This is a genomic window from Kitasatospora sp. NPDC059327 (assembly GCF_042752535.1).
Taxonomy (GTDB): domain Bacteria; phylum Actinomycetota; class Actinomycetes; order Streptomycetales; family Streptomycetaceae; genus Kitasatospora.
The window spans coordinates 89,221-109,729 of sequence record NZ_JBHYYB010000001.1 but is presented as its reverse complement, the minus strand read 5'-3'; the positions used below and the strand labels follow the sequence as shown (position 1 = coordinate 109,729).

General features: G+C 74.5%; 19 protein-coding genes. 10 read left to right on the top strand and 9 right to left on the bottom strand.

The annotated features are described in order from the left end of the window. Positions 1 to 165 precede the first annotated feature (165 nt). A complete protein-coding gene (locus ACFXHB_RS00295) occupies positions 166 to 708 on the top strand; it encodes a hypothetical protein (protein WP_380571004.1) in 543 nt (180 codons plus the stop codon). 161 nt (positions 709 to 869) lie between these two features. On the opposite strand, the gene ACFXHB_RS00290 is transcribed toward ACFXHB_RS00295, so the two are convergent. From ACFXHB_RS00290 to ACFXHB_RS00280, 3 genes are all read right to left on the bottom strand, one after another. Further along, positions 870 to 1,799, bottom strand: a complete 930-nt coding sequence (locus tag ACFXHB_RS00290) for a Gfo/Idh/MocA family protein (RefSeq protein ID WP_380571003.1) — start codon at positions 1,797 to 1,799, stop codon at positions 870 to 872. A 241-nt stretch (positions 1,800 to 2,040) separates the two neighbouring features. After that, complete coding sequence (locus ACFXHB_RS00285) at positions 2,041 to 2,406, bottom strand: darcynin family protein (RefSeq protein WP_380571001.1); 366 nt, start codon at positions 2,404 to 2,406, stop codon at positions 2,041 to 2,043. Further along, entirely contained in the window at positions 2,396 to 3,316 is a 921-nt protein-coding gene (locus ACFXHB_RS00280; RefSeq protein WP_380571000.1) for an NAD(P)H-binding protein, read from the bottom strand. The genes ACFXHB_RS00285 and ACFXHB_RS00280 overlap by 11 nt, the downstream gene beginning before the upstream one ends. Before the next feature lie 109 nt (positions 3,317 to 3,425). Between ACFXHB_RS00280 and ACFXHB_RS00275 the strand changes: the two genes are divergently transcribed. After that, positions 3,426 to 4,406 (top strand): LysR family transcriptional regulator, encoded by a 981-nt coding sequence (locus ACFXHB_RS00275; RefSeq protein ID WP_380570999.1) that lies wholly within the window; start codon positions 3,426 to 3,428, stop codon positions 4,404 to 4,406. 138 nt (positions 4,407 to 4,544) lie between these two features. On the opposite strand, the gene ACFXHB_RS00270 is transcribed toward ACFXHB_RS00275, so the two are convergent. Next, entirely contained in the window at positions 4,545 to 4,772 is a 228-nt protein-coding gene (locus tag ACFXHB_RS00270; RefSeq protein WP_380570998.1) for a hypothetical protein, read from the bottom strand. Between the two features lie 525 nt (positions 4,773 to 5,297). Here ACFXHB_RS00270 and ACFXHB_RS00265 point away from each other — a divergent pair. Continuing rightward, complete coding sequence (locus ACFXHB_RS00265; RefSeq protein ID WP_030918248.1) at positions 5,298 to 5,501, top strand: cold-shock protein; 204 nt, start codon at positions 5,298 to 5,300, stop codon at positions 5,499 to 5,501. 367 nt (positions 5,502 to 5,868) lie between these two features. Beyond that, positions 5,869 to 7,578, top strand: a complete 1,710-nt coding sequence (locus ACFXHB_RS00260; protein ID WP_380570997.1) for a DEAD/DEAH box helicase — start codon at positions 5,869 to 5,871, stop codon at positions 7,576 to 7,578. Positions 7,579 to 7,647: 69 nt separating this feature from the next. On the opposite strand, the gene ACFXHB_RS00255 is transcribed toward ACFXHB_RS00260, so the two are convergent. Beyond that, on the bottom strand, positions 7,648 to 8,559 hold the full coding sequence (locus tag ACFXHB_RS00255; RefSeq protein ID WP_380570996.1) for a LysR family transcriptional regulator: 912 nt from the start codon (positions 8,557 to 8,559) through the stop codon (positions 7,648 to 7,650). Positions 8,560 to 8,827: 268 nt separating this feature from the next. Between ACFXHB_RS00255 and fabV the strand changes: the two genes are divergently transcribed. Further along, positions 8,828 to 10,042: an enoyl-[acyl-carrier-protein] reductase FabV gene (gene fabV, locus ACFXHB_RS00250; RefSeq protein ID WP_380570995.1), complete on the top strand. Its 1,215-nt coding sequence runs from the start codon at positions 8,828 to 8,830 to the stop codon at positions 10,040 to 10,042. A gap of 425 nt (positions 10,043 to 10,467) precedes the next feature. Here the strand turns inward: fabV and ACFXHB_RS00245 are convergent, their stop codons facing one another. Continuing rightward, positions 10,468 to 11,661: a glycine C-acetyltransferase gene (locus ACFXHB_RS00245; RefSeq protein WP_380570994.1), complete on the bottom strand. Its 1,194-nt coding sequence runs from the start codon at positions 11,659 to 11,661 to the stop codon at positions 10,468 to 10,470. Between the two features lie 29 nt (positions 11,662 to 11,690). Next, positions 11,691 to 12,719 carry an L-threonine 3-dehydrogenase gene (tdh, locus tag ACFXHB_RS00240; RefSeq protein WP_380570993.1) on the bottom strand — a complete coding sequence of 343 codons (1,029 nt, stop codon included), beginning with the start codon at positions 12,717 to 12,719 and terminating at the stop codon, positions 11,691 to 11,693. 510 nt (positions 12,720 to 13,229) lie between these two features. Here tdh and ACFXHB_RS00235 point away from each other — a divergent pair. Next, entirely contained in the window at positions 13,230 to 14,621 is a 1,392-nt protein-coding gene (locus tag ACFXHB_RS00235; protein ID WP_380570992.1) for a serine hydrolase domain-containing protein, read from the top strand. 90 nt (positions 14,622 to 14,711) lie between these two features. Here the strand turns inward: ACFXHB_RS00235 and ACFXHB_RS00230 are convergent, their stop codons facing one another. Further along, the gene (locus tag ACFXHB_RS00230; RefSeq protein WP_380570991.1) at positions 14,712 to 15,773 is read right to left on the bottom strand and encodes an ATP-dependent DNA ligase; all 1,062 of its coding nucleotides are present in this window, start codon (positions 15,771 to 15,773) and stop codon (positions 14,712 to 14,714) included. 66 nt (positions 15,774 to 15,839) lie between these two features. Between ACFXHB_RS00230 and ligD the strand changes: the two genes are divergently transcribed. The 3 genes from ligD to ACFXHB_RS00215 all read left to right on the top strand — a co-directional run bounded on the left by ligD (position 15,840) and on the right by ACFXHB_RS00215 (position 18,409). Further along, on the top strand, positions 15,840 to 16,847 hold the full coding sequence (ligD, locus tag ACFXHB_RS00225) for a non-homologous end-joining DNA ligase (RefSeq protein ID WP_380570990.1): 1,008 nt from the start codon (positions 15,840 to 15,842) through the stop codon (positions 16,845 to 16,847). A gap of 69 nt (positions 16,848 to 16,916) precedes the next feature. Then, a complete protein-coding gene (locus ACFXHB_RS00220; RefSeq protein ID WP_380570989.1) occupies positions 16,917 to 17,552 on the top strand; it encodes a GNAT family N-acetyltransferase in 636 nt (211 codons plus the stop codon). Then, positions 17,549 to 18,409, top strand: coding sequence for an aminoglycoside phosphotransferase family protein (locus ACFXHB_RS00215; protein WP_380570988.1), 861 nt, complete (start codon positions 17,549 to 17,551; stop codon positions 18,407 to 18,409). Before ACFXHB_RS00220 ends, ACFXHB_RS00215 begins: the two co-directional genes overlap by 4 nt. Positions 18,410 to 18,782: 373 nt before the next feature. Here the strand turns inward: ACFXHB_RS00215 and ACFXHB_RS00210 are convergent, their stop codons facing one another. Then, the gene (locus ACFXHB_RS00210; RefSeq protein ID WP_380570987.1) at positions 18,783 to 19,994 is read right to left on the bottom strand and encodes an 8-amino-7-oxononanoate synthase; all 1,212 of its coding nucleotides are present in this window, start codon (positions 19,992 to 19,994) and stop codon (positions 18,783 to 18,785) included. On the opposite strand from ACFXHB_RS00210, the gene ACFXHB_RS00205 reads away from it, so the two are divergent. Next, on the top strand, positions 19,986 to 20,285 hold the full coding sequence (locus tag ACFXHB_RS00205) for a hypothetical protein (RefSeq protein ID WP_380570986.1): 300 nt from the start codon (positions 19,986 to 19,988) through the stop codon (positions 20,283 to 20,285). The genes ACFXHB_RS00210 and ACFXHB_RS00205 overlap by 9 nt on opposite strands. Positions 20,286 to 20,509 lie beyond the last annotated feature (224 nt).

Sequence of the window (20,509 nt, the reverse complement as noted above, 5' to 3'; positions counted from 1 at the left end):
TCCCCAGGGCGCTGCACGTCGCCGTCGGATCATCACGGTTGGTGATGGTCCGATGACCAGATCATGCCAGATCTGTGCGGCCGGTTGAGAGAGTCGGTCCGTACCGGAACGGCAAGGTACCGATCGCATTCCCACGACGTTTCACCAGCCCCTGGAGGCACACCCATGACCCGTACCAAGCGCCTCGCGGCAGCCGCGGCGGCCATCGCCGCGGCCGTCCTGGTTCCGCTCACCGCCGTACCCGCGCACGCGGCGACCGGACCCGCCACGCACTACGGAATGACCTGGGAGGTCCTCAACTACGGACCGGACGACAGCGTCCAGGTCGGCGGCCCCGGCGGCACGTCGAGCGACGCCTACCACGGCGACACACCGCCGTCGGCCTCGCTCCCCGTCCTCTGCCTCAACGTGGACGGCAGCCCGGTCCCGGTCGGCATCAACCCCGGCTTCTACACCGGCTGGGCCCAGGGCACCGTGGCCCTCAGCCGCCCGGTCAAGGGCTCCCGCCTCAACAGCCGCGCCGCCGCCGACACCATCTGCCAGGCCACCTTCGGCAGCGGCTGGCGCGAGGCCGAGTTCCACGACGGCCACTTCGGCCCTGACCTCTCCCAGACCGGCGGCTGGACCTTCTGGGCCTACGGCAACATCCCCAACAACACCCGCTTCTGGACCGCGATCATCGGCCAGCCGGCCAACCCCTGGGACTGACACCGCTGCCCCGGCCGTCCCGCCGCGACGGACGGGCAGCCGGTCCCGGTCAGCGCCTTCGCCCCCGTCCCCGCCTTCGCGGGGGCGGGGGCGGGGGCGCCTCCGGTCTCAGCCCTCCGACCCCTCAGGCCTCCGACCCTTCAGGCCTCAGGCCTCAGGCCTCAGGCCGACTGCAGCCGTTCGACGATCAGCTCGCAGAGCTCGTGCGTGCGCAGGGCGTCGTGGGCGTCGATCGCCTTTCCGGTGCGGACGGCGTCGAGGAAGGTCAGGACGACCTGCTCGATGCCGCGCTGGCGGGCCACCGGGACCCAGTCACCGCGGCGGCGGACGGTGGGCTGGCCGCGGTGGTCGACGACGTCGGCCAGGTTGTGGACCTCGCGCTTGGAATCGCCGCCGGAGACCTGGAGGACCTCCTCGGTCGAACCGGAGACGCGGTTCATGATGCCCAGCGCCGTGAACCCCTCGCCGGCGAGGGTGAGCACGACGTGCTCGACCAGGCCGTCGCGCACCCGGGAGCGGACGTCCACGTGCTCGATCTCGCCCGGCACCAGGAAGCGGAGCACGTCCACCACGTGGATGAAGTCGTCGAAGATCATCGGGCGCGGCGCCTCGGGGAGGCCCTCGCGGTTCTTCTGCAGGACGATCAGGTCGCGCGGGCGCTCCTTGGCCTGGACGTAGCCGGGCGCGTAGCGGCGGTTGAAGCCCACCATCAGGGAGCGCCCGGTGCGGTCGGCGAGCTCGACCAGCCGGCGGGCCCCGTCCAGGGTGTAGTCGAGGGGCTTGTCGACGTACACGTCGACCCCGGCGGTGAGCAACTGCTCGACGATCGGGACGTGCTGGTCGGTGGCCGCGTGCACGAAGGCGGCCCGGATGCCGCTGTCGATCAGCGCGTCCAGGTCGGTGAAGCGGTGTTCGGGCGCGATCCGGTGGGTCTCGCCGAGCCGGTCGAGCTTGGCCCGGTCCCGGGTCATCAGCCGCAGGTCGAGGCCGGGCAGCGCGGTGAGGACCGGGAGGTAGGCCTTCTGGGCGATGTCACCGAGCCCGATCACCCCGACCGGAAGGAGCGCGTCAGGGGCAGGGGTCAGGCTCATCGGGTACTCCAGTGGTCCAGACAATCATCGGCCGGACCCACCCTACTCGCCGACCGCCCGCGGCCCGCCCGACCAGCCGCTCACCACGCGGACCCGACCGGCCGTGCGCACGGTCGTGCGCGAGTCCGCCTGACGCCCCGGGGCATCCGAACGGCGGCCCGGTACGGCGGTGGTGAGGACGGCCGACCGGCCGACCGGCGCCACCCAGCGGTGGCGGCGCCGGCCGGTCGGGGGCCGGACCTCAGCTGGCGATGGCGGCCACCGGCTCCAGGCCGTACGTCCGGGCGTAGCCGTTCTCGGTCCCCACCAGCAGGTCCACGACCTCGAAGTAGCGGTCCCAGAAGGGGGTTTCGCGCAGCGCGTCGATCAACAGTCGGTAGGAGTCATGGTCGTCCGCCTCCCAGACCCAGATGTCGGTGACCCGCGCCGAGTAGAACTCGGTGTCGTAGAACCGGGAGCGGACGCCCCGGGTGCGGGCCTCGACCACCGGGACGACCTGAGTGGTGAAGGCGTGGACGCGTTCGGCCACGGGCATCGCCAGCCACTCGGGCGTGGTCTTGACCAGCATGAACGCGGTCACCGGCGGTTCGGTGCGGTCAGCGGGCATCGGCTGCCTCCGGCGCGGCGGCGAGGACGGCGGGCTTGAGGGTCTGCGCGCACCACTGCGCGAACCCGGTGGCCGGGACCGCCTGCGGCGTGCGGTCCACGCCCGCGTCCAGGCCCCGGTCCTTGGCGCGCTTCATCGCGACCATGCCGTCGACGAACGCCGCGTCGAGGCCGTGGCCGAGCATGGCGGACCGCAGGTCGTCGAGCGACTCGCGCCAGTAGCGCACCGGACGGCCCAGCTCCTCGGTCATGATGCGGGCCATATCCTCGGGCGACAGGTCCTGCGGGCCGAGCACCGGCACGTCGCCGACGCCGGTCCAGGAGCGGTCGAGCAGCAGGGCGGCCGCCGTCGCGGCGATGTCGGCGACGGCCACCATGGGCGCCGGCCGGTCCGCGGCGGCGGTGTCGGTGAAGACGCCGTCCTCGCGGATCGAGCCGGCCTCCTCCAGCAGGTTCTCGAAGAAGGACGGGTTGGCCAGGGCGCGGTAGGCGACGCCGGAGTCGGCGATCAGGTCGTCCATCGCCAGCGAGGCGGTGACCAGCCCGGCCTCGGCGGCCTGCGGGGTGCCGCGCCCGAGCGCCGAGACGCCGACCACGTGGCCGACGCCGTGGGTGGCGAACGCCCGGGCGGCCGGGCGGGTGAACCCGCTGTACGCCTCCTCGGGCGTCACCGAGGCGTCCGGGGGCACCAGCCAGAAGACGGCGTCGGCCCCGGCGAAGGCGCGCTCGACGGTCGCGGCGTCACCGTGCGAGCCGGTGATCACCTCGACCCGTCCGCGCACGGCCCCGGGGAGCCGGGCGGGGTCGCGGACCACGACCCGCAACTCCTCGCCGTGCGCGGGCGCGGCCTCGACCAGCAGCGACAGCAGCCGCCGGCCGATGTTCCCGGTGGGGGCGGTTATGACGATCATGAAATCCTCACGGTCTGTAGCGGATCGGTACGACCCCTTCATCGTGCGGATCCGCACCGCATTGCCACAATGGGAACTTCAGCAACCCATCATTGCCCGAAACGGAATAATGCCGGTGACCAGCTCCGACCCGAAGCTCGACGCCTCCCTCGACGCCAATCTCGCCGTCGCCCTCGACGCCCTGCTGGCCGAGCAGAGCGTCACCCGTGCCGCCGCGCGACTGCGCACCTCCCCCGCGGCGATGAGCCGCACCCTGGCCCGGCTGCGCCGGGTGCTCCAGGATCCGCTCCTGGTACGGGCCGGACAGGCGATGGTGCCCACCCCCCGCGCCGAAGCACTGCGGGACGAGGCCGCCGCGGTGGTGCGCCGGCTGGAGGCCCTGCTCACCCCGAGCGGCGGGACCGACCCCGCCACGCTGCGGCGCACCTTCACCGTCCAGGCCGCGGACCTGGTCGGCGCGGCGCTGGCGCCGGGTCTGCTCGGGCTGGCCCGACGTCGGGCGCCCGGCGTCTCGTTGCGGGTGCTGGCCGAGGAGTGGGAGGCGGGCCCGGCCCTGCGCGAGGGACGGATCGACCTGGAGATCGGGGCCATCGACCACGTCGACCCGGAGACCAGGGTCGAGGAGCTGGTCACGCTGCGGATGGCGGCCGGGGTCAGGGCCGGGCACCCGCTCGCCGAAGGGAGTCTCACGCCGGCCCGGCTGGCCGCCGCCGAGCACGTGGCGGTCAGTCGCCGGGGTCGCCTCACCGGCCCGCTGGACGCGGCCTTGGCCGACCAGGGGCTCAGCCGGCGGGTCAGCGCCGTACTGCCCGGACATCTGGCGGCGATGGCGCTGGCCGCGACCGGCGACGTGGTCTGCCTGGTACCGACCGCGCTGCCGGGCGAGCCCCCTTCACCGCTCAGCGACGCGGCGCACGCGCTGGGACTGCGCCTGCTGGAGATCCCGCTGCCGCTGCCGCCGTTGACCGTCGGCATGGCCTGGCACCCGCGGCACACCGCCGACGGGGGCCATCAGTGGCTGCGCGGCGCCGTGCGCCGGGTCCTCCGTCCGCCGGCCGGGAGCGGTGGCGCGCCCGCCCGGGAGCGGTAGCGCGCCCGCCCGGCCCCTGGTGCCCCGGCGGCTCCGGACACCTGCCCCGACCGGTCGGTCGCCACAGGCCCGGACAGTCGTGCGTCCCCGGGGCCGCACGGCCCCGGGGACGCCCCGGGTCGGAGTTCGAACAGCGGTTCAGAGCTTGAACATGGCGGTGTACGGCTGGGTGATCCGCTCCTGCCGTGAACCGAAGTCGACGAGTACCGCGATGTCGCCGTCGCCCTCGACCGCGATGGCTCGACCGAGGCCGTAGGTGTCATGGGTGACCCTGTCGCCCACGGCGAACCGCTTGAGTGGTGCTTCGGCCTTGGCCTTGAAGGGGCTGGTGGGCAGGGTGCGCCGGACTGCTGCTGATTTCGTCATCTCCCCCAGTATGCGCCGGTCCATGCGGCCGTGGGCCGTTCGGAAGGTCTCGAATTCGCACATAAACGGAATCGGAACGGTGCCCTTCGCCGCTGCGCCGACCGGAATTGCGGCCGCGGGCGGGCCGGCGCCCGAGCGGGCCGCGCCGGCGCCGGCCCCCGTGACGACGGCCCCGCACCCGCCTCCGCCGGTATTTATGGAGCGCCTACAGCCCGGACCGCTCTGCCGGCCGGTCGCCAACTCCCCGGGACCGACCGCCCCTTGGGTGGGCCGGCGCGGTCGCGGAGCCCACCGCCGAGAGGCCGTCCGGGACCGTCGGGGGTGAAATCCTTCACCACGGCGACCACCGGCCTGCTAGAGTCGATTGAGTTGCAGTAGTGGTTCCCATGAACTTTGTGTGCGCCTGCTGAGGTATCGCAGGCACATTTTCTGTTTCCCGGCTCTTCCCCGGGTGGGTCATCATCGCGGCATCTCGGAGCACGCACGGTGCGCGCTCCGGACAGCCCCTTGAAGGAGATTTCTTTTATGGCTAATGGCACTGTGAAGTGGTTCAACGCGGAAAAGGGCTTCGGCTTCATCGAGCAGGAGGGTGGCGGCCCCGACGTCTTCGCCCACTACTCGAACATCAACGCCAACGGCTTCCGTGAGCTGCTCGAGGGCCAGAAGGTCGAGTTCGACGTCACGCAGGGCCAGAAGGGCCCGCAGGCCGAGAACATTCGTCCGCTGTAGTTTTCGCCGCGGCACCCGCCCGGCAGCGAGGGGCCCGCACCGCGTTCATGCCGGTGCGGGCCCCTCGGCATTCGCACGACCACTGACGCCCGGTCACCCGGGCCCACCCGGCTCCGCCACCGGCGGCCTTCCCCACGCGAGTCGCTCCGCGCCGCGACCGGTTCGGCCCCCCGCCGTGACACTCACGGTTCGAGGTTCTTCGCTCCCGCCCCGCGCGCCGAGCTCAGACCGTAGGTGACGTGCCGCACGGTTTCACCGTCCACGCCCCGCTCGTCCCTGTTTCCGGCCCGTTCCTTGCAGCCTCCGCCCGGGTATCCGTGGGCGCGGAGCCTTCCTCGTGACGTGCCACCTTGAGGAAGGTCTCCGTATGAACCGTTCCAGTCGCTCCTCCTACCAGAATGCCGAATCCCGCTCCGGCGGCGGCTCGTACGGCTCCCGCTCGGGCGGTGGCTCCTACGGCTCCCGCTCGGGCGGTGGCTCCTACGGCTCCCGCTCCGGTGAGGGCTCCTACGGCTCCCGTTCCGGCAGCGGCTCCCGCTCGGGCGGTGGCAGCGGCTACGGCTCGCGCTCCGGCGGGCCGTCGCGCTCCGGGGGCGGGCCGCGGCGGCGCCAGGGCTCCTCCGTGCAGGGCGAGTTCGCGATGCCGGTCAGCACCACCCCGGCGCTGCCGGCCGTCGAGTCCTTCGAGGAGCTCGACATGCCCAGGGCCCTCCTGTCGACGCTCACCCGCCAGGGCGTCACCTCGCCGTTCCCCATCCAGGCCGCGACGCTGCCGAACTCGCTGGCCGGCCGTGACGTCCTCGGGCGCGGCCGGACCGGGTCCGGCAAGACCATCGCGTTCGGGCTCGCCGTGCTGGCCCGCACCGCCGGCCGGAGGGCCGAGCCCGGCCGCCCGCTGGCGCTCGTCCTGGTCCCGACGCGTGAGCTCGCCCAGCAGGTCACCGAGGCGCTCACCCCCTACGCCCACGCGGTGCGGCTGCGGATGGCGACCGTGGTCGGCGGCATGTCGATCGGCCGCCAGGCTCAGCTCCTGGGTCGGGGCGCGGACGTCGTCGTCGCCACCCCCGGTCGGCTCAAGGACCTGATCCAGCGCGGCGCCTGCCGGCTCGACAGCGTGGGGATCACCGTGCTCGACGAGGCCGACCAGATGGCCGACATGGGCTTCCTGCCCCAGGTCATCGAACTGCTCGACCAGGTCGAGTCGGACGGCCAGACGATGCTGTTCTCCGCCACCCTGGACCGCAACGTCGACCGTTTGGTGCGCCGGTTCCTCAAGGACCCGGTCACCCACTCGGTGGACCCCTCCGCCGGCGCGGTCAGCACCATGGAGCACCACGTCCTGCACGTGCAGAACAGCGACAAGAACGCCACGATCGCCCACATCGCCTCCCGCGAGGGCGGTGTGATCATGTTCATCGACACCAAGCACGGCGCCGACCGGCTGGTGGACGAGCTGCTCGCCAGCGGGGTGAAGGCGGCCGCGCTGCACGGCGGGAAGTCCCAGCCGCAGCGCAACCGCACCCTCCAGCAGTTCCGCGACGGCCAGGTCACCGCCCTGATCGCGACCAACGTCGCGGCCCGGGGCATCCACGTCGACGGCCTCGACCTGGTCGTCAACCTGGACCCGCCGACCGACCACAAGGACTACCTGCACCGCGGCGGCCGCACCGCCCGGGCGGGCGAGTCCGGGACCGTCGTCACGCTCGTGCTGCCCAACCAGCGCCGTGAGACGGCCCGCATGATGGCCACCGCCGGCATCACCCCCGAGTCCACCCGGGTCCACCCCACCGACCCCGAGCTCGCCCGGATCACCGGGGCGCGTGTGCCGACCGGCGTGCCGGTCGTGATCGCCGACCCCGTGGTCGAGCGGCCCCGCCGCGGTGGCTCGGCGGGTCGCAACCGCCGGGGCCGCCCCGAATCCTCGGACCGCACGTCGCAGGGCCGCACCTCGCAGGGCGGTGGTTCGCAGGGCCGTACGTCGGGCACCTCGCAGGACGGCACGTCGCAGGGCCGTTCGTCGCAGGGCGGCAACCGCCCCCGCCGCGGCGGGTCGAGGCGCGTCGACCTGGCCGCGTAGCACGCCGGACCAGCCGTGGCGGCGGTCGTCCCGAGGGACGGCCGTCCCGCGGCTCCCGGGCCGGCCGGCTCAGCCGGCGGCCGCGGCCACCTCGGTGAGGGCCGCCAGCACCGGGCGGATCAGCGGGTGACCGTCCGCACCGGCCCGGACGGCGGCGAAGACCCGCCGGGTGGCGAGGGCACTGTCCACCGGCCGCACCGCGACCCGGCCCAGCTCCACCCCGAGCAGCGCGGAACGCGGCACCAGCGCCACCCCAGCACCGGCCGAGGCGAGGGCGACGACGGCGCGGAAGTCGTCCGAGGAGTGCACCAGACGCGGCTGGAACCCGGCGTACTCGCAGGCCAGCAGCACCACGTCGTGACACGGATTGCCCGGGTAGGGCCCGATCCACGGCTCGTCGGCCAGGTCGGCGACGGCGATCGGGCCCGCGCCCCCGGCGAGCGGATGGCCGAGCGGCAACACCGCCTCGAACGGCTCGGCGTACAGCGGTACCCGGGTGAGCCGGGCGTCGTCGGCCCGCGGCGCACCCCGGTACTCGACGGCCACCGCCAGGTCGGCGCGCCCGTCCAGGACCATCGGCAGACTGGCGTCGCCCTCCGCGTCCAGCACCTTCAGCCGGACCCCGGGCGCCCTGGCGGCGAGCGCGCCGATGGCGGGCGCCAGCACCAGGGAGATCCCGGTGGCGAAGGAGGCCACGGTGACCTCACCGGCCACACCCGCGCTGTAGGCGGCGAGATCGGCCTCGGCCCGCTCCAGTTGGGCGAGGACGGCGTCGGCGTGCCCGAGCAGGATCTCGCCGGCCGCGGTCAGCCGCACCCCCCGGCCCTCACGGGCGAGCAGGTGGTGGCCGGTCTCCTGCTCCAGCGCGGCCAGTTGCTGGGAGACCGCCGAAGGGGTGAGGTAGAGGGCGGCCGCCGCGGCGGTCACGGTGCGGTGGTCCGCCACGGCCCGCAGGGTCCGCAGCCGTCGTGCGTCGATCACACGCCAATTCTGCCAGCGCGCAGCGGGGCGCCGGACCACCGGAGGACCGGCCGCCGGGACGGCGGGGTGCGAGCAGCGGGCGGGAGCGCGTCCGGAACGGCGGCGGCCCGGTGGGCATGGTGGGCATGGTGGAAACACTCCAAGCCCGGCTCATGATCATTGTTCCGGACGGTGCCACTGCCCGTGTCCGCGCTGTCGCAGACTTGCGGGACGCGGCGGCCCGACCGGTCGCCGCGTCCCTCTCCCGGCCGACCCAAGGACCGCACCCGTGACCGAGCGCGTTCTCACCCCCCGCAACCGGGGCTTCCTCTTCCTCGACTCCCACCCGGCGGGCTGCGAGCGGTCGGTGACGGACATGTGGCAGGCCTGCCCCGACCCCGCCGACGCACCCGAGGGTGCCGGGCCGGTGGCCCTGGTCATCGGCTCCTCGGCCGGGTACGGCCTGGCGGCCACGCTCGCCGGGCTCAAGCGCGCCGGCATCCGGGGCGTCATGGTCTCCTTCGAGAAGGCCCCGACCGGGCGGCGGACCGCGACGGCCGGCTGGTACCGCACCGCGGCCACCGCCGAGCTGGCCCGCGCCGCCGGGCGGGATCTGGTCTTCCTCAACGGCGACGCGTTCTCCGACGCGATGAAGGGCCAGGTCGCCGATGTCGTCGAGCGGCGTTTCGGCGGCAGGCTGGACTACCTGATCTACTCGGTGGCCGCGCCCCGGCGCACCGATCCCGACACCGGCCTCACCCACTCCTCCGTCCTCAAGCCGATCGGCCGGGCGCACCGCACCAAGACCCTCCTCTTCGACGACCAGGGCCTTCCCGAGGTCCGCGAGGTCGAGACCGGGCCGGCCGAGGGCGACGACGTCGAGCAGACCGTGGCCGTGATGGGCGGCGCGGACTGGGAACGCTGGATCGACCACCTCGCCGGCCGGGACCTGCTCGGCGCGGGCTTCACCACCGCCGCGCTGTCCTACATCGGATCGCCGCTGACGGCGGCGATCTACCGGCAGGGCACCATCGGCCTGGCCAAGGCCCACCTGGAGGCCACCGCCCGCACGCTGGACGAACGACTCGCCAGGACGGTGGGTGGGCGGGCCGTGACCTCCGTCAACGGCGCCGCCGTCACGCAGTCCTCCACCGCCATCCCGGGCATCGGCCTCTACACCGGCCTGCTGCGCGGCGTCCTCGGCACGGGCCTGGTACCGCCGGTGCACCAGCTCGCCGCCCTGTGGGACCAGCTCACCGGCGCGGCCCCGCTCGCGCTGGACGAGGAAGGCCGGATCCGCCTGGACACCTGGGAATTCGCCGACGGCGTCCAGGCGGCCGTCGCCGAACGCTGGGCGGACGCCGCCACCGACAGCATCGCCGGCCTCGCCGACCTCGACTGGTTCCAGGCCGAAGTCCGCCGGCTGTACGGATTCTCCGTGCCGGGCATCGACTACGCCGCCGCCGTCGCCACCGACGTCCCCTGGCCCGACCACGCGTCCTGACCGGCCGGGCTTCCAGACCCGCCACGCGTCCTGACCGGCCGCGCCGTCCGCGACCGGGCGGTGTCCAGGTCGGCGCGTCCCCTCTCCGGGCCGCCGCGGAAGTGTGCCGCCGCAGGCCCCTCCTCGACCGAAGCCCCGGAGCGGGACGTCGGTCGGGCCGACGTCCCGCTCCGGGGCGGGAGGGTGGGGCGGTTGGTCTGTGGTGGTGCGCCGTGCGGCGGAGGCGGTCCGGGCCGGCCCCCGCCGCACGGCGGTCGGGGTGCCCGTGGCGCGTCCGGTTCCGAGCGGACGTGCCACGGGCGGTCCTCGGGGCGGTCCGGGAGTGCCGGGGCGCTCGGGGCGGGCTCCCGGGCCGGATCAGCGCGCCGGGCGTGCCCGGCCCGGGCTCCCGGCGCGTGGTTCCTCGCCGGGACCGCCCGGTGGGGCTACTCCCCCAGCGCGGCGCGCGCGTCGACGAAGGCCGCGACGGCGCGCTCGACGTCCTCGGTGGAGTGCGCGGCCGACAGCTGCACCCGGATCCGGGCCGCGCCGTGCGGCACGACCGGGAAGGAGAAGCCGATCACGTAGACACCGCGCTCCAGCAGCAGCTCGGCGAGCCGGCCGGCCTTGGCCGCGTCGCCGATCATGACCGGCGCGATCGGGTGGTCGCCGGGCAGGATCTCGAAGCCGGCCTCGGTCATCTTCGACCGGAACAGCGCCGTGTTGGCGGCCAGCTTCTCGCGCAGCTCGGTCGAACGCTCGACCAGGTCGAGCACCTTCAGCGAGGCGGCGGCGATCACCGGGGCGAGCGAGTTGGAGAACAGGTAGGGCCGCGAGCGCTGGCGCAGCAGCGCGACGATCTCGCGCCGCGCCGCGACGTAGCCGCCGGAGGCGCCGCCGAGGGCCTTGCCGAGGGTGCCGGTGATGATGTCGACGCGGTCCATCACCCCGTGCAGCTCGGGGGTGCCGCGCCCGTTCGGGCCGACGAAGCCGACCGCGTGCGAGTCGTCGACCATGACCATGGCGTCGTAGCGCTCGGCCAGGTCGCAGATCTCGCGCAGCGGGGCCACGTAGCCGTCCATCGAGAAGACGCCGTCGGTGACGACCAGTCGGCGGCGGGCGCCCTGGGCCTCCTTGAGCTGCTGCTCCAGGTCGGCCAGGTCGCGGTTGGCGTAGCGCAGCCGGCGGGCCTTGCAGAGGCGGATGCCGTCGATGATGCTCGCGTGGTTCAGGGCGTCGGAGATGACGGCGTCGCGCTCGTCGAGCAGGGTCTCGAAGACCCCGCCGTTGGCGTCGAAGCAGGAGGAGTAGAGGATCGTGTCCTCCTGGCCGAGGAACCCGGAGAGGCGGTCCTCCAGCTCCTTGTGGACGTCCTGGGTGCCGCAGATGAAGCGGACCGAGGCCATGCCGTAGCCCCAGCGGTCCAGCGCGTCCTTGGCGGCGGTGAGCACCTCGGGGTGGTCCGCGAGGCCGAGGTAGTTGTTGGCGCAGAAGTTCAGCACCTCTCCGGGCCGGCCGCCGGCGGTGACGGTGACGGCGGCGCTCTGCGGGGTGCCGATCACCCGCTCGGGCTTGAAGAGACCGGCCTCGCGGATCTCGTCGAGGGTGGCGGCCAGGTCGTCGCGCACGTTGTCGAACACGGTGTCTCCCTAGAGGGGGTCAGACGGTCTCAGACGGTCCAGTCGAGGATGATCTTGCCGCAGCGGCCGCTCGCGGCCTCGTCGAAGGCGGCCTCGTAGTCCGCGGCGGCGTAGCGGCCGGTGATCACGGGGCTGAGGTCGAGCCCGCCCTCCAGCAGGACGGACATCGCGTACCAGGTCTCGAACATCTCTCGGCCGTAGATGCCCTTGATGGTGATCATCGACGTGACGATCGAGGCCCAGTCGACGGGGAACTGCTCGGCGGGCAGCCCGAGCATGGCGATCTTCCCGCCGTGGGTCATGTTGGCGATCATCGACTGCATCGCCTCGGGGCGGCCGGACATCTCCAGGCCGACGTCGAAGCCCTCGCGCAGGCCGAGCTTCTGCTGGCCCTCCTCGATGGTGTGCTCGGCCACGTTGAGGGCGAGCGTCACACCGACCTCACGGGCCAGGTCGAGGCGGTACGGCGAGACGTCGGTGATCATCACATTGCGGGCACCGGCGTGCTTGGCGACGGCGGCGGCCATGATGCCGATCGGGCCGGCGCCGGTGATCAGCACGTCCTCGCCGACCAGCGGGAAGGAGAGCGCGGTGTGCACGGCGTTGCCGAAGGGGTCGAAGATCGCCGCGACGTCGAGGTCCACCGGGACCCGATGGACCCAGACGTTGGAGGCGGGCAGGGCCACGTACTCGGCGAAGGCGCCGTCGCGGCCGACCCCGAGGCCGACGGTGTTGCGGCAGAGGTGGCGGCGGCCGGCCAGACAGTTGCGGCACTTGCCGCAGACCAGGTGTCCCTCACCGCTGACCAGGTCGCCGACCGAGATGTCCGCGACGGCCGCGCCGATCTCGGCCACCTCGCCGACGAACTCGTGACCGAGCACGAGCGGGGTCCGGATGGTCTGCTGGGCCCAGCCGTCCCACTTGCGGATGTGCAGGTCGGTGCCGCAGATGCCGGTGCGGAGCACCTTGATCAGCACCTCGCCGGGGCCGATGGCAGGCTTCGGGACGTCCATCAGCCAGAGTCCGGGCTCGGCCTTCTGCTTGACGAGTGCCTTCACTGCGGCGGCTCCTGACGCATGGTGGGGCGGCCTGGTGTGGGCAGGCCGACGGGGCCCGGCGGGGTGGCTGCTCCTGCCTCCTCGCACCGGGCATGGAGCAATCTGCCTGGTGGGAGGGGGTGCGGTCCATCGAGGAATTCTTAACGGGCGCCACAGCTGGGCTGAACGATCGTGCCCGAGCCGGGCCCGGCGGCCGTCGCGGCATGCCGGTGGCCACCCGTTCGGCGCAGCGCCCGGGGCGCGCCCGGGCTCGGGCTCGGCCTGTCGGGGCGCGCCCGGGCCGGGCTCGACACGCGGGGAGCGGGGAGCCCGTCCGGTCCGGCGGGCGGCCGTCCGTGCGCACGGGCGGGCGCCGGACCGCGCGGGGCGATCGGGGGTGGGGCCGTTCGGGCCAGCGGCGCGGCGGCCCGCGCGCGGGGCGGTCAGGGCGCGCATACCGTGGCGATCGCTCCCCCACGGCCTCGTGGAGCGCCGCTCCGGGGCCGTCCGGCCCAGAGAGGCACCTCGATCATGACGAAGACACGACGGCTGCTCGCCCCACTGCCCCGCCGTCGCGGGCGGGCGGCCACCGCGGCACTGGCCCTGACCGGTCTGCTGGCCGCCGCCGGCTGCTCCGGCGGGGCGGCCTCCGACGCGCCGGCCGCCGGCGCGATCACGGCGGTGCCGGCCGCGCTCAGCCCGTCGGCCACCACCCCCGGCCCGTCGAGCGGGTCGGCCGGCGGGTCGCCGAGCGGGTCGGGCACGCCGGGCACGAGCGCGTCCGGCTCCACGCCCTCCTCCGGCGGCACCGTGGTGGCGCTCACCCCGGACGTCACCGCGCGGCTGGACTCGGCGGTGCAGCGGGTGCTGAGCGAGGCGTCGGTGCCCGGTGTGATGGTCGCGCTGACCACGCCCGACGGCGCCTATCTGAAGGCCTTCGGCGTCTCCGACAAGGTCGCCGGCACGCCGATGGTCACCGGGCTGAACATGCGGATCGGCAGCGAGACCAAGACCTTCACCGTCACCGGGCTGCTGCGGCTGGTCGACCAGGGCAAGGCCGGTCTGGACGACCCGGTCGGCACCTACATCGCGGGCGTGCCCGGCGGGGACGTGATCACCCTGCGCCAGCTCGCCGACATGCGCAGCGGCCTCTTCAACTACTCGGCGGACCCGGACTTCCAGCAGGCGGTCATCACCGACCCCCAGCGGGTCTTCACCCCGCAGCAGTTGCTGGGGTACGCCTTCAAGCACCCCGCGGACTTCGCCCCGGGTACCCAGTTCGAGTACAGCAACACCAACACCGTGCTGCTCGGCCTGGTGGTGGAGAAGCTCGCGGGGCAGCCGCTCGACGTCTTCCTGAAGCAACAGGTGTTCGACCCGGCCGGGTTGGGCCGGACGGTCTTCCCGACCGACGCCTCGTTCCCGCAGCCGCACGCACGTGGCTACACCAACCAGACCCCGGACGGCACGATCGCGGACGCGACCGACTGGAACCCGTCCTGGGCCTGGGCGGCGGGCGCGATCATCTCCGACCTGGCCGACATGCAGAAGTGGGCGAAGGTCCTGGCCACCGGCACGCTGCTCACCCCGGCCACCCAGGCCCAGCGGCTGGTGACGCCGCCCTCGCCGCTGCCGGGCGTCGGCTACGGGCTGGGGCTGTTCGTCAACCACGGGTGGATCGGGCACAACGGCTCGCTGCCGGGGTACCAGAGCGCGGTGGTCTACCTGCCGTCGGCGCAGGCCACCCTGGCGGTGCTGCTGAACACCGACATCTCGTCCCAGGGCGAGGAACCGTCGACGCTCTTCGCCCAGGCGATCACCGAGATCGTCTCACCGGGGAACGTCTACTCGTTCCCGCCCGCGGGCGGAAGCTCCTCGCCCTCCGCGACCGGGAGCTCCTCGCCCTCCGCCTCGGTGGCCTGAGCGGCCCGCCGGAGAGCGGGAGCGTCGAACGCCGAAGCGCCGCCGCCCGGGGATCCGTTCGCTCCCCGGGGCGGCGGCGCTGCCGTGCGGTCAGCCCCCCAGCACCCGGGCCAGGTCGTAGGAGACCGGCTCCTCCAGCTGCCCGTAGGTGCAGCTCTCCGGGGTACGGTCCGGGCGCCAGCGGCGGAACTGGGCGGTGTGCCGGAACCGGGTGCCCTCCATGTGGTCGTACGCGACCTCGACCACCCGCTCGGGGCGCAGCGCGACCCAGGAGAGGTCCTTGCCGCCGGTCCAGCGGCTGACCGCGCCGGGCAGCCGGGCGTCGGCGTGCGCGGCCTCGTCCGCCCAGCCGCCCCACGGGTGGGCCGCGACGTCGGCCATCCGCAACGGCGCGAGTTCCTCGACGAGTTCACGCCGCCGGGCCATCGAGAAGGCGGCGCAGACTCCGACGTGCTGCAGCCGCCCCTCGGCGTCGTTGATGCCGAGCAACAGCGAGCCGACCACCGGGCCGCTCTTGTGCTCGCGGTAGCCGGCCACCACGCAGTCGGCGGTGCGCTCGTGCTTGATCTTGAACATGGTCCGCTCGCCCGGCCGGTACGGCTGGTCCAGCGGCTTGGCCACCACCCCGTCCAGTCCGGCCCCCTCGTACTCGGCGAACCAGCTCTGCGCCAGGTCGCGGTCGGTGGAGGCGGGGGCGGTGAAGACCGGGTCGGCCGCCTCGGCGAGCGTCGTCTCCAGGGCCGGGCGCCGCACCGAGAGCGGCGCGTCGAGCAGCGAGACGTCGTCGAGCGCGAGCAGGTCGAAGGCCACGAAGGAGGCGGGCGTGCGCTCGGCCAGCAGCCGCACCCGGCTGGCCGCCGGATGGATCCGCTCCAGCAGTTCCTCGAACCGCAGCCGGCCCTCCCGGGCGATCACCACCTCGCCGTCCAGCACGCAGCGCGGCGGCAACTCCCGCTTCAGCGCCTCCACCAGTTCGGGGAAGTACCTGGTCAACGACTTGCCGGTGCGGCTGCCGAGCTCGACCTCGTCGCCGTCGCGGAAGACGACGGTGCGGAAGCCGTCCCACTTCGCCTCGTACTGCATTCCCGGCGGGATCTTGGCCACCGACTTGGCGAGCATCGGCGCCACCGGCGGCATCACGGGCAGGTCCATGGCTCCGATCCTCGCGCCAACCGTTCCGGGGCGCGCGCCGGGCGGAGCGCGTCTAGCGTGAGAGGCATGGGCTCAGCCGTGGAACTGGATGTCGCCGGGCGCAGCGTCCGGCTGTCGAATCCGGACAAGGTGTACTACCCCGAGCGCGGCTTCACCAAGCTGGACGTCGCGCGGTACTACCTGGCCGTCGCGGACGGCGTGCTGCGCGGGCTGCGGGACCGGCCGACCACGTTGCAGCGCTTCCCGGACGGGGTCGAGGGCGAGTTCTTCTACCAGAAGCGGGCGCCCAAGGGCCTGCCGGAGTGGCTGCCGACGGCCCGGATCAACTTCCCGAGCGGGCGGTCCGCCGACGAGATCTGCCCGACCGAGCCGGCCGCCGTGCTCTGGGCGGCCAATCTGGGCTGTCTGACCTTCCACCCCTGGCCGGTGCGCCGCTCCGACACCGACCACATCGACGAGCTGCGGATCGACCTCGACCCGCAGCCGGGCACCGACTTCCACGACGCCGCGACGGCCGCCCACGAGCTCCGCGCGCTCCTTGAGGAGCACGGGCTGCGCGGCTGGCCGAAGACCTCCGGCGGGCGCGGGGTGCACGTCTACGTGCCGCTGGAACCGCGGTGGACGTTCACCGACGGCCGGCACGCGGTGATCGCGCTCGGCCGGGTGCTGGAGCAACGGATGCCGGGCCGGGTGACCACCGCGTGGTGGAAGGAGGAGCGCGGCGAGCGGATCTTCGTCGACTACAACCAGATGGCTCGGGACCGGACCATCGCCTCCGCCTACTCGCTGCGCGCCCGCCCCCGGGCGACCGCCTCGACGCCGCTGCGCTGGGAGGAGCTGGACGACGCCGCCCCGGAGGACTTCGACCTGCGGACGGTACCGCCCCGGCTCGCCGAACTCGGCGACCTTCAGGCGGAGATGGACGACGCGGCGTACCGGCTGGACGGGCTGCTGGAACTGTACGAGCGTCAACTGCGGGACGAGGGGCTGGGCGAGCTGCCGTACCCGCCGGACCACCCGAAGGCCCCCGGCGAGCCGAGCCGGGTGCAGCCGAGCCGGGCGCGGAAGGCATGAGCACGTAGGCTGACGGCCTTCGGTTGATCATGCGACGGGGTGGAGGGGTTCGGGGTGGGCCGGCGAGGGGTGCGGGAGATTCTGGCGGACGCGGCGGGCGGGGTGTTCCCGCCGTCGGACGGATCGGTGACGGTGGTGCCGCAGCCGTCGGCGCGCGAGGCCGGGGTGCTGTCGTTCTCCGCGCACGCCGTGGTCTTCACCGACGAGGACCCGGCCTGGGTGCACGCCGTCCTGGCCGCCGTGCCGAGCGACCCGCCGGCCGCTCCGCTCTGCCCGCCCTTCCTGACCGCGTTCGCCGAGCGGACCGGCCGGGTGGTCAACAACATCGACCTGCTGACAGTGGCGGGCCGGCTGCCCGGCGACCCGCCCCTGCCGCTGGAGCCGGTGGCGGACCGTGAGCACCCCCGGGTGGTGCGCGCCCTGCGCTACCGGGAGGACGTCCGGGTGTTCACGGTCGACGGCGGGGTGCTGGTGCTCGGCCGCGGGGTGGCCGGGCGGTGGGAGTGCGCGATCGAGGTGGATCCGCGGGCCCGGGGCCTGGGGCTCGGCCGGCAACTGGCGCTCGCCGCCCGGCACCTGCTGCCGGCGGGCGAGTGGATCTGGTCGCAGCAGGCGCCGGGCAACGCGACCAGCGTGCGGGCCTTCCAGGCGGCCGGCTACCGGCCGGTCGGCGCCGAGACGCTGCTGGTGGTGGGGCAGCCGTGAGCGACCTGACAGCCGTCCCGGCCGAGGCACGGGCCCGGCTCACCGTCCGGTTCGGGCCCTCGGCCGAGGCCTGGTGCGACGAGCTCCCCGCGCGGGTGGCGGAGCTGGCCGGGTCCTGGGGTCTGACCGTCCGCTCGGCCGGCGGCGGCGGCACGTCCCGGGTCTTCCGCTGCACCCGGGCCGACGGGACGGCGGCCTGGCTGAAGCTGACCCCCGACGCCGAGGTGGCCCGGCAGGAGGCGGCGGCGCTGCGGGCGTGGGCCGGACTGCCGTCCGTGGTACGGCTGCTGGCGTACGACCCGGCGGCGCGCGCGCTGCTGCTGGCGGACGTGGCGCCGGGGCTGCCGCTGCGGCGGCGGGACCGGCGGCCGGCCGAGGTGGCGCCGCTGCTCGGCGCCCTGCGCTCGGTGCCGGTGGACGGGCTCGCCCTGCCGCCGCTCGGCGACCGGGTCGAGTTCCTCTTCGATCTGACCGAGCGCCGGGCGCCCGGCGCGGTGCCGCCCGGGGCGCGGGCGTCCGCCCGGGAGCTGGCCGCGGGCGGACCGGTGGCGCTGGTGCACGGGGATCTGCACCCGGCCAACGTTCTGGACGGCCCGGCCGGACCGGTGGCGATCGACCCCCGGCCGTCGCTCGGGGATCCGGACTTCGATCTGGTGGACTGGGTGCTCGACGACGTGACCGACCGGGCCGCCCTGGAGCGGCGGATCGCCGGGCTGACCGCGCTCGTGCCGGACTCCGATCCGGCACGGGTGCTGGCCTGGTGCCGGACGCTCGCCGTGGTCGTGGCCGCCCCGCGCGCGGCGGCCGGGCGGCGGGACGCGGAGACGACGTTCCTGCGGGAGCTGGCGGGGTTCTGAGGCCGCGCGGGCCCGCGCGGGACGTCGGACCCGCCGACTTCCCGCTCATGGACGTGTCCGAGCATGGAACATGTCCACATACGGAGCGTGTCCCTGCGGGGAGCTGAGGCCGGGGAGTTCGGGGAGCAGTGACCGGGGAGTAGGGGCACGCGCAGGGCGGAGCGGCCTCCCGGTCCAGGCCTCGGGGGGCGCCCACGATGCGGCCTCAGCCCGCCGTGAGGCGCCGAGGGGACGGCGAAGGGCCCGGCGCGCAGACCGTCGGTCGCATCCGCCGACCCGCCTCACCCCGCCGCTCGCCGGCAATCCGCTCCGCCCCCCGGCGGAGCGCACTGCCCTCCGGTCGGTACGCGGACCGGCGGGCCCGCGGTTGCGGTCAGGCGGTGTGCGCCCCCACCGGGGCGAGCGAGGCGATGATCCTCACCGCGTCGGTGATCTGGGCGTCCGTCAGGTCACCGCGGGCGGTGAGCCGCAGGCGCGAGATGCCGTCCGGAACGGAGGGCGGGCGGAAGCAGCCGACGGCGAGACCGGCCCGGCGGCAGTCGGCGGCCCAGGCGACGGCGGCCTCGGGGCCCGGCGCGCGGACCGAGACCACGGCCGCGTCCGGGTCGGAGGCGTGCAGCCCGGCGGCGGTGAGCCGGTCGGCGAGGGAGCGGGCGACCTCGCGGGCGCGCTCGGCGCGGTGCGGCTCGGCCCGCAGCAGGCGCAGCGCGCCGAGGGCGGCACCCGCGGCGGCCGGGGCCAGGCCGGTGTCGAAGATGAAGGTGCGGGCGGTCTCGGTGAGGTGGCGGATCACCCGGCGCGGTCCGAGCACCGCGCCGCCCTGGGAGCCGAGCGACTTGGAGAGGGTGACGGTGGCGACGGTGTCCGGCGCGCCCGCCAGGCCGGCGGCGGCCAGGGCGCCGGCACCGCCGGGGCCCAGGACGCCCAGCCCGTGCGCGTCGTCGACCAGCAGGGCGGCGCCGTGGGCGCGGGCCGCGGCGGAGTGACCGGCCAGCGGGGCGGCGTTGCCGTCGACGGAGAAGACGGAGTCGGTGACCACCAGGGCCCGGCGGTGGGTGCGCCCGGCGAGTGCGGAGCGGACCGCGTCCGGGTCGCTGTGCGGGGCTCGGTGGACGTCGCCCCGGGCGAGCCGGCAGCCGTCGATCAGCGAGGCGTGGTTGTAGGCGTCGGAGACGATCAGGGTGTCCGGGTCGCTGAGCGCGGTCAGCGCGGCCAGGTTGGCGGTGTAGCCGGAGGAGAACACCAGTGCGGCCTCCACCCCGCAGAACTCGGCCAGCTCGCCCTCCAGTTCGGTGTGCAGGGCGGTGGTGCCGGTGACCAGCCGGGAGCCGGTGGCGCCGCCGCCCCAGCGCAGCGCGGCGTCGGCGGCGGCCCGGGTCACGACCGGGTGGCGGGTCAGCCCGAGGTAGTCGTTTCCGGCGAGGTCGAGCACGGCGTCCTCGGCGGGCCGGCTGCGCAGCGTGCGGGTGAGGCCCGCCCGGGCGCGCAGGTCGGCCGTCTCGTCGAGCCAGTCGAAGACGGCGCCGGGGGCGGGGGCGGCCGTCGAGGCGAGGACGGGCGGTTCGGACGCGGTGCGGTGGGCCATGTCCGGCACTCTGGCACGGCGGGCGCGGGACGGGCAACGTGCGGAACGGCACATGTTCGGCCTGCCATTCACGAGGCCAACGACCAGGGGGCCACGGCCGCCGCCAACTCCAAGCACGGGGCGCAGAAGGCCGCGCTGGAGGCCTTCGACCGGGCGACCGCGGACAGCGGTCTCGACCCCGAGTACCTCAAGCTGCTGCGGCGCCAGGCCGGCCAGGTCTCCGACGAGGGCTACACCTCGGGGGCCACGGCCCGCGGGGAAGCCACCAAGGGGGTCGGCAAGGATGGCTGAGCCCCCGCCGGCCAGACCGGCCCGCCGGGGCACCGGCGCAGTCCGCACCAACCGCCCGCCCGCCCTTCCGGAGAGCTGAGCCATGGTCGACGTCGCGCATCTCACCCCGCCGTGGGCCGGCGGGGCCCCCCCGCCGCCGCACGCCAACCACCCCAGGCCCCGGGCGGGGGCCCCGGGGGACGCCCCCCCCCCCCCGGGGTGGATACGCGCCCGGCACCCCAGGG

Coding starts and splice junctions, on each gene's coding strand:
- ACFXHB_RS00230 (WP_380570991.1), bottom strand. CDS start 15,773: ATGGACCTGCCCGTGATGCCGCCGGTGGCGCCGATGCTCGCCAAGTCG.
- ACFXHB_RS00270 (WP_380570998.1), bottom strand. CDS start 4,772: ATGACGAAATCAGCAGCAGTCCGGCGCACCCTGCCCACCAGCCCCTTC.
- ACFXHB_RS00265 (WP_030918248.1), top strand. CDS start 5,298: ATGGCTAATGGCACTGTGAAGTGGTTCAACGCGGAAAAGGGCTTCGGC.
- ligD (WP_380570990.1), top strand. CDS start 15,840: ATGGGCTCAGCCGTGGAACTGGATGTCGCCGGGCGCAGCGTCCGGCTG.
- ACFXHB_RS00295 (WP_380571004.1), top strand. CDS start 166: ATGACCCGTACCAAGCGCCTCGCGGCAGCCGCGGCGGCCATCGCCGCG.
- ACFXHB_RS00260 (WP_380570997.1), top strand. CDS start 5,869: ATGAACCGTTCCAGTCGCTCCTCCTACCAGAATGCCGAATCCCGCTCC.
- ACFXHB_RS00285 (WP_380571001.1), bottom strand. CDS start 2,406: ATGCCCGCTGACCGCACCGAACCGCCGGTGACCGCGTTCATGCTGGTC.
- ACFXHB_RS00280 (WP_380571000.1), bottom strand. CDS start 3,316: ATGATCGTCATAACCGCCCCCACCGGGAACATCGGCCGGCGGCTGCTG.
- ACFXHB_RS00210 (WP_380570987.1), bottom strand. CDS start 19,994: ATGGCCCACCGCACCGCGTCCGAACCGCCCGTCCTCGCCTCGACGGCC.
- ACFXHB_RS00235 (WP_380570992.1), top strand. CDS start 13,230: ATGACGAAGACACGACGGCTGCTCGCCCCACTGCCCCGCCGTCGCGGG.
- ACFXHB_RS00275 (WP_380570999.1), top strand. CDS start 3,426: ATGCCGGTGACCAGCTCCGACCCGAAGCTCGACGCCTCCCTCGACGCC.
- ACFXHB_RS00290 (WP_380571003.1), bottom strand. CDS start 1,799: ATGAGCCTGACCCCTGCCCCTGACGCGCTCCTTCCGGTCGGGGTGATC.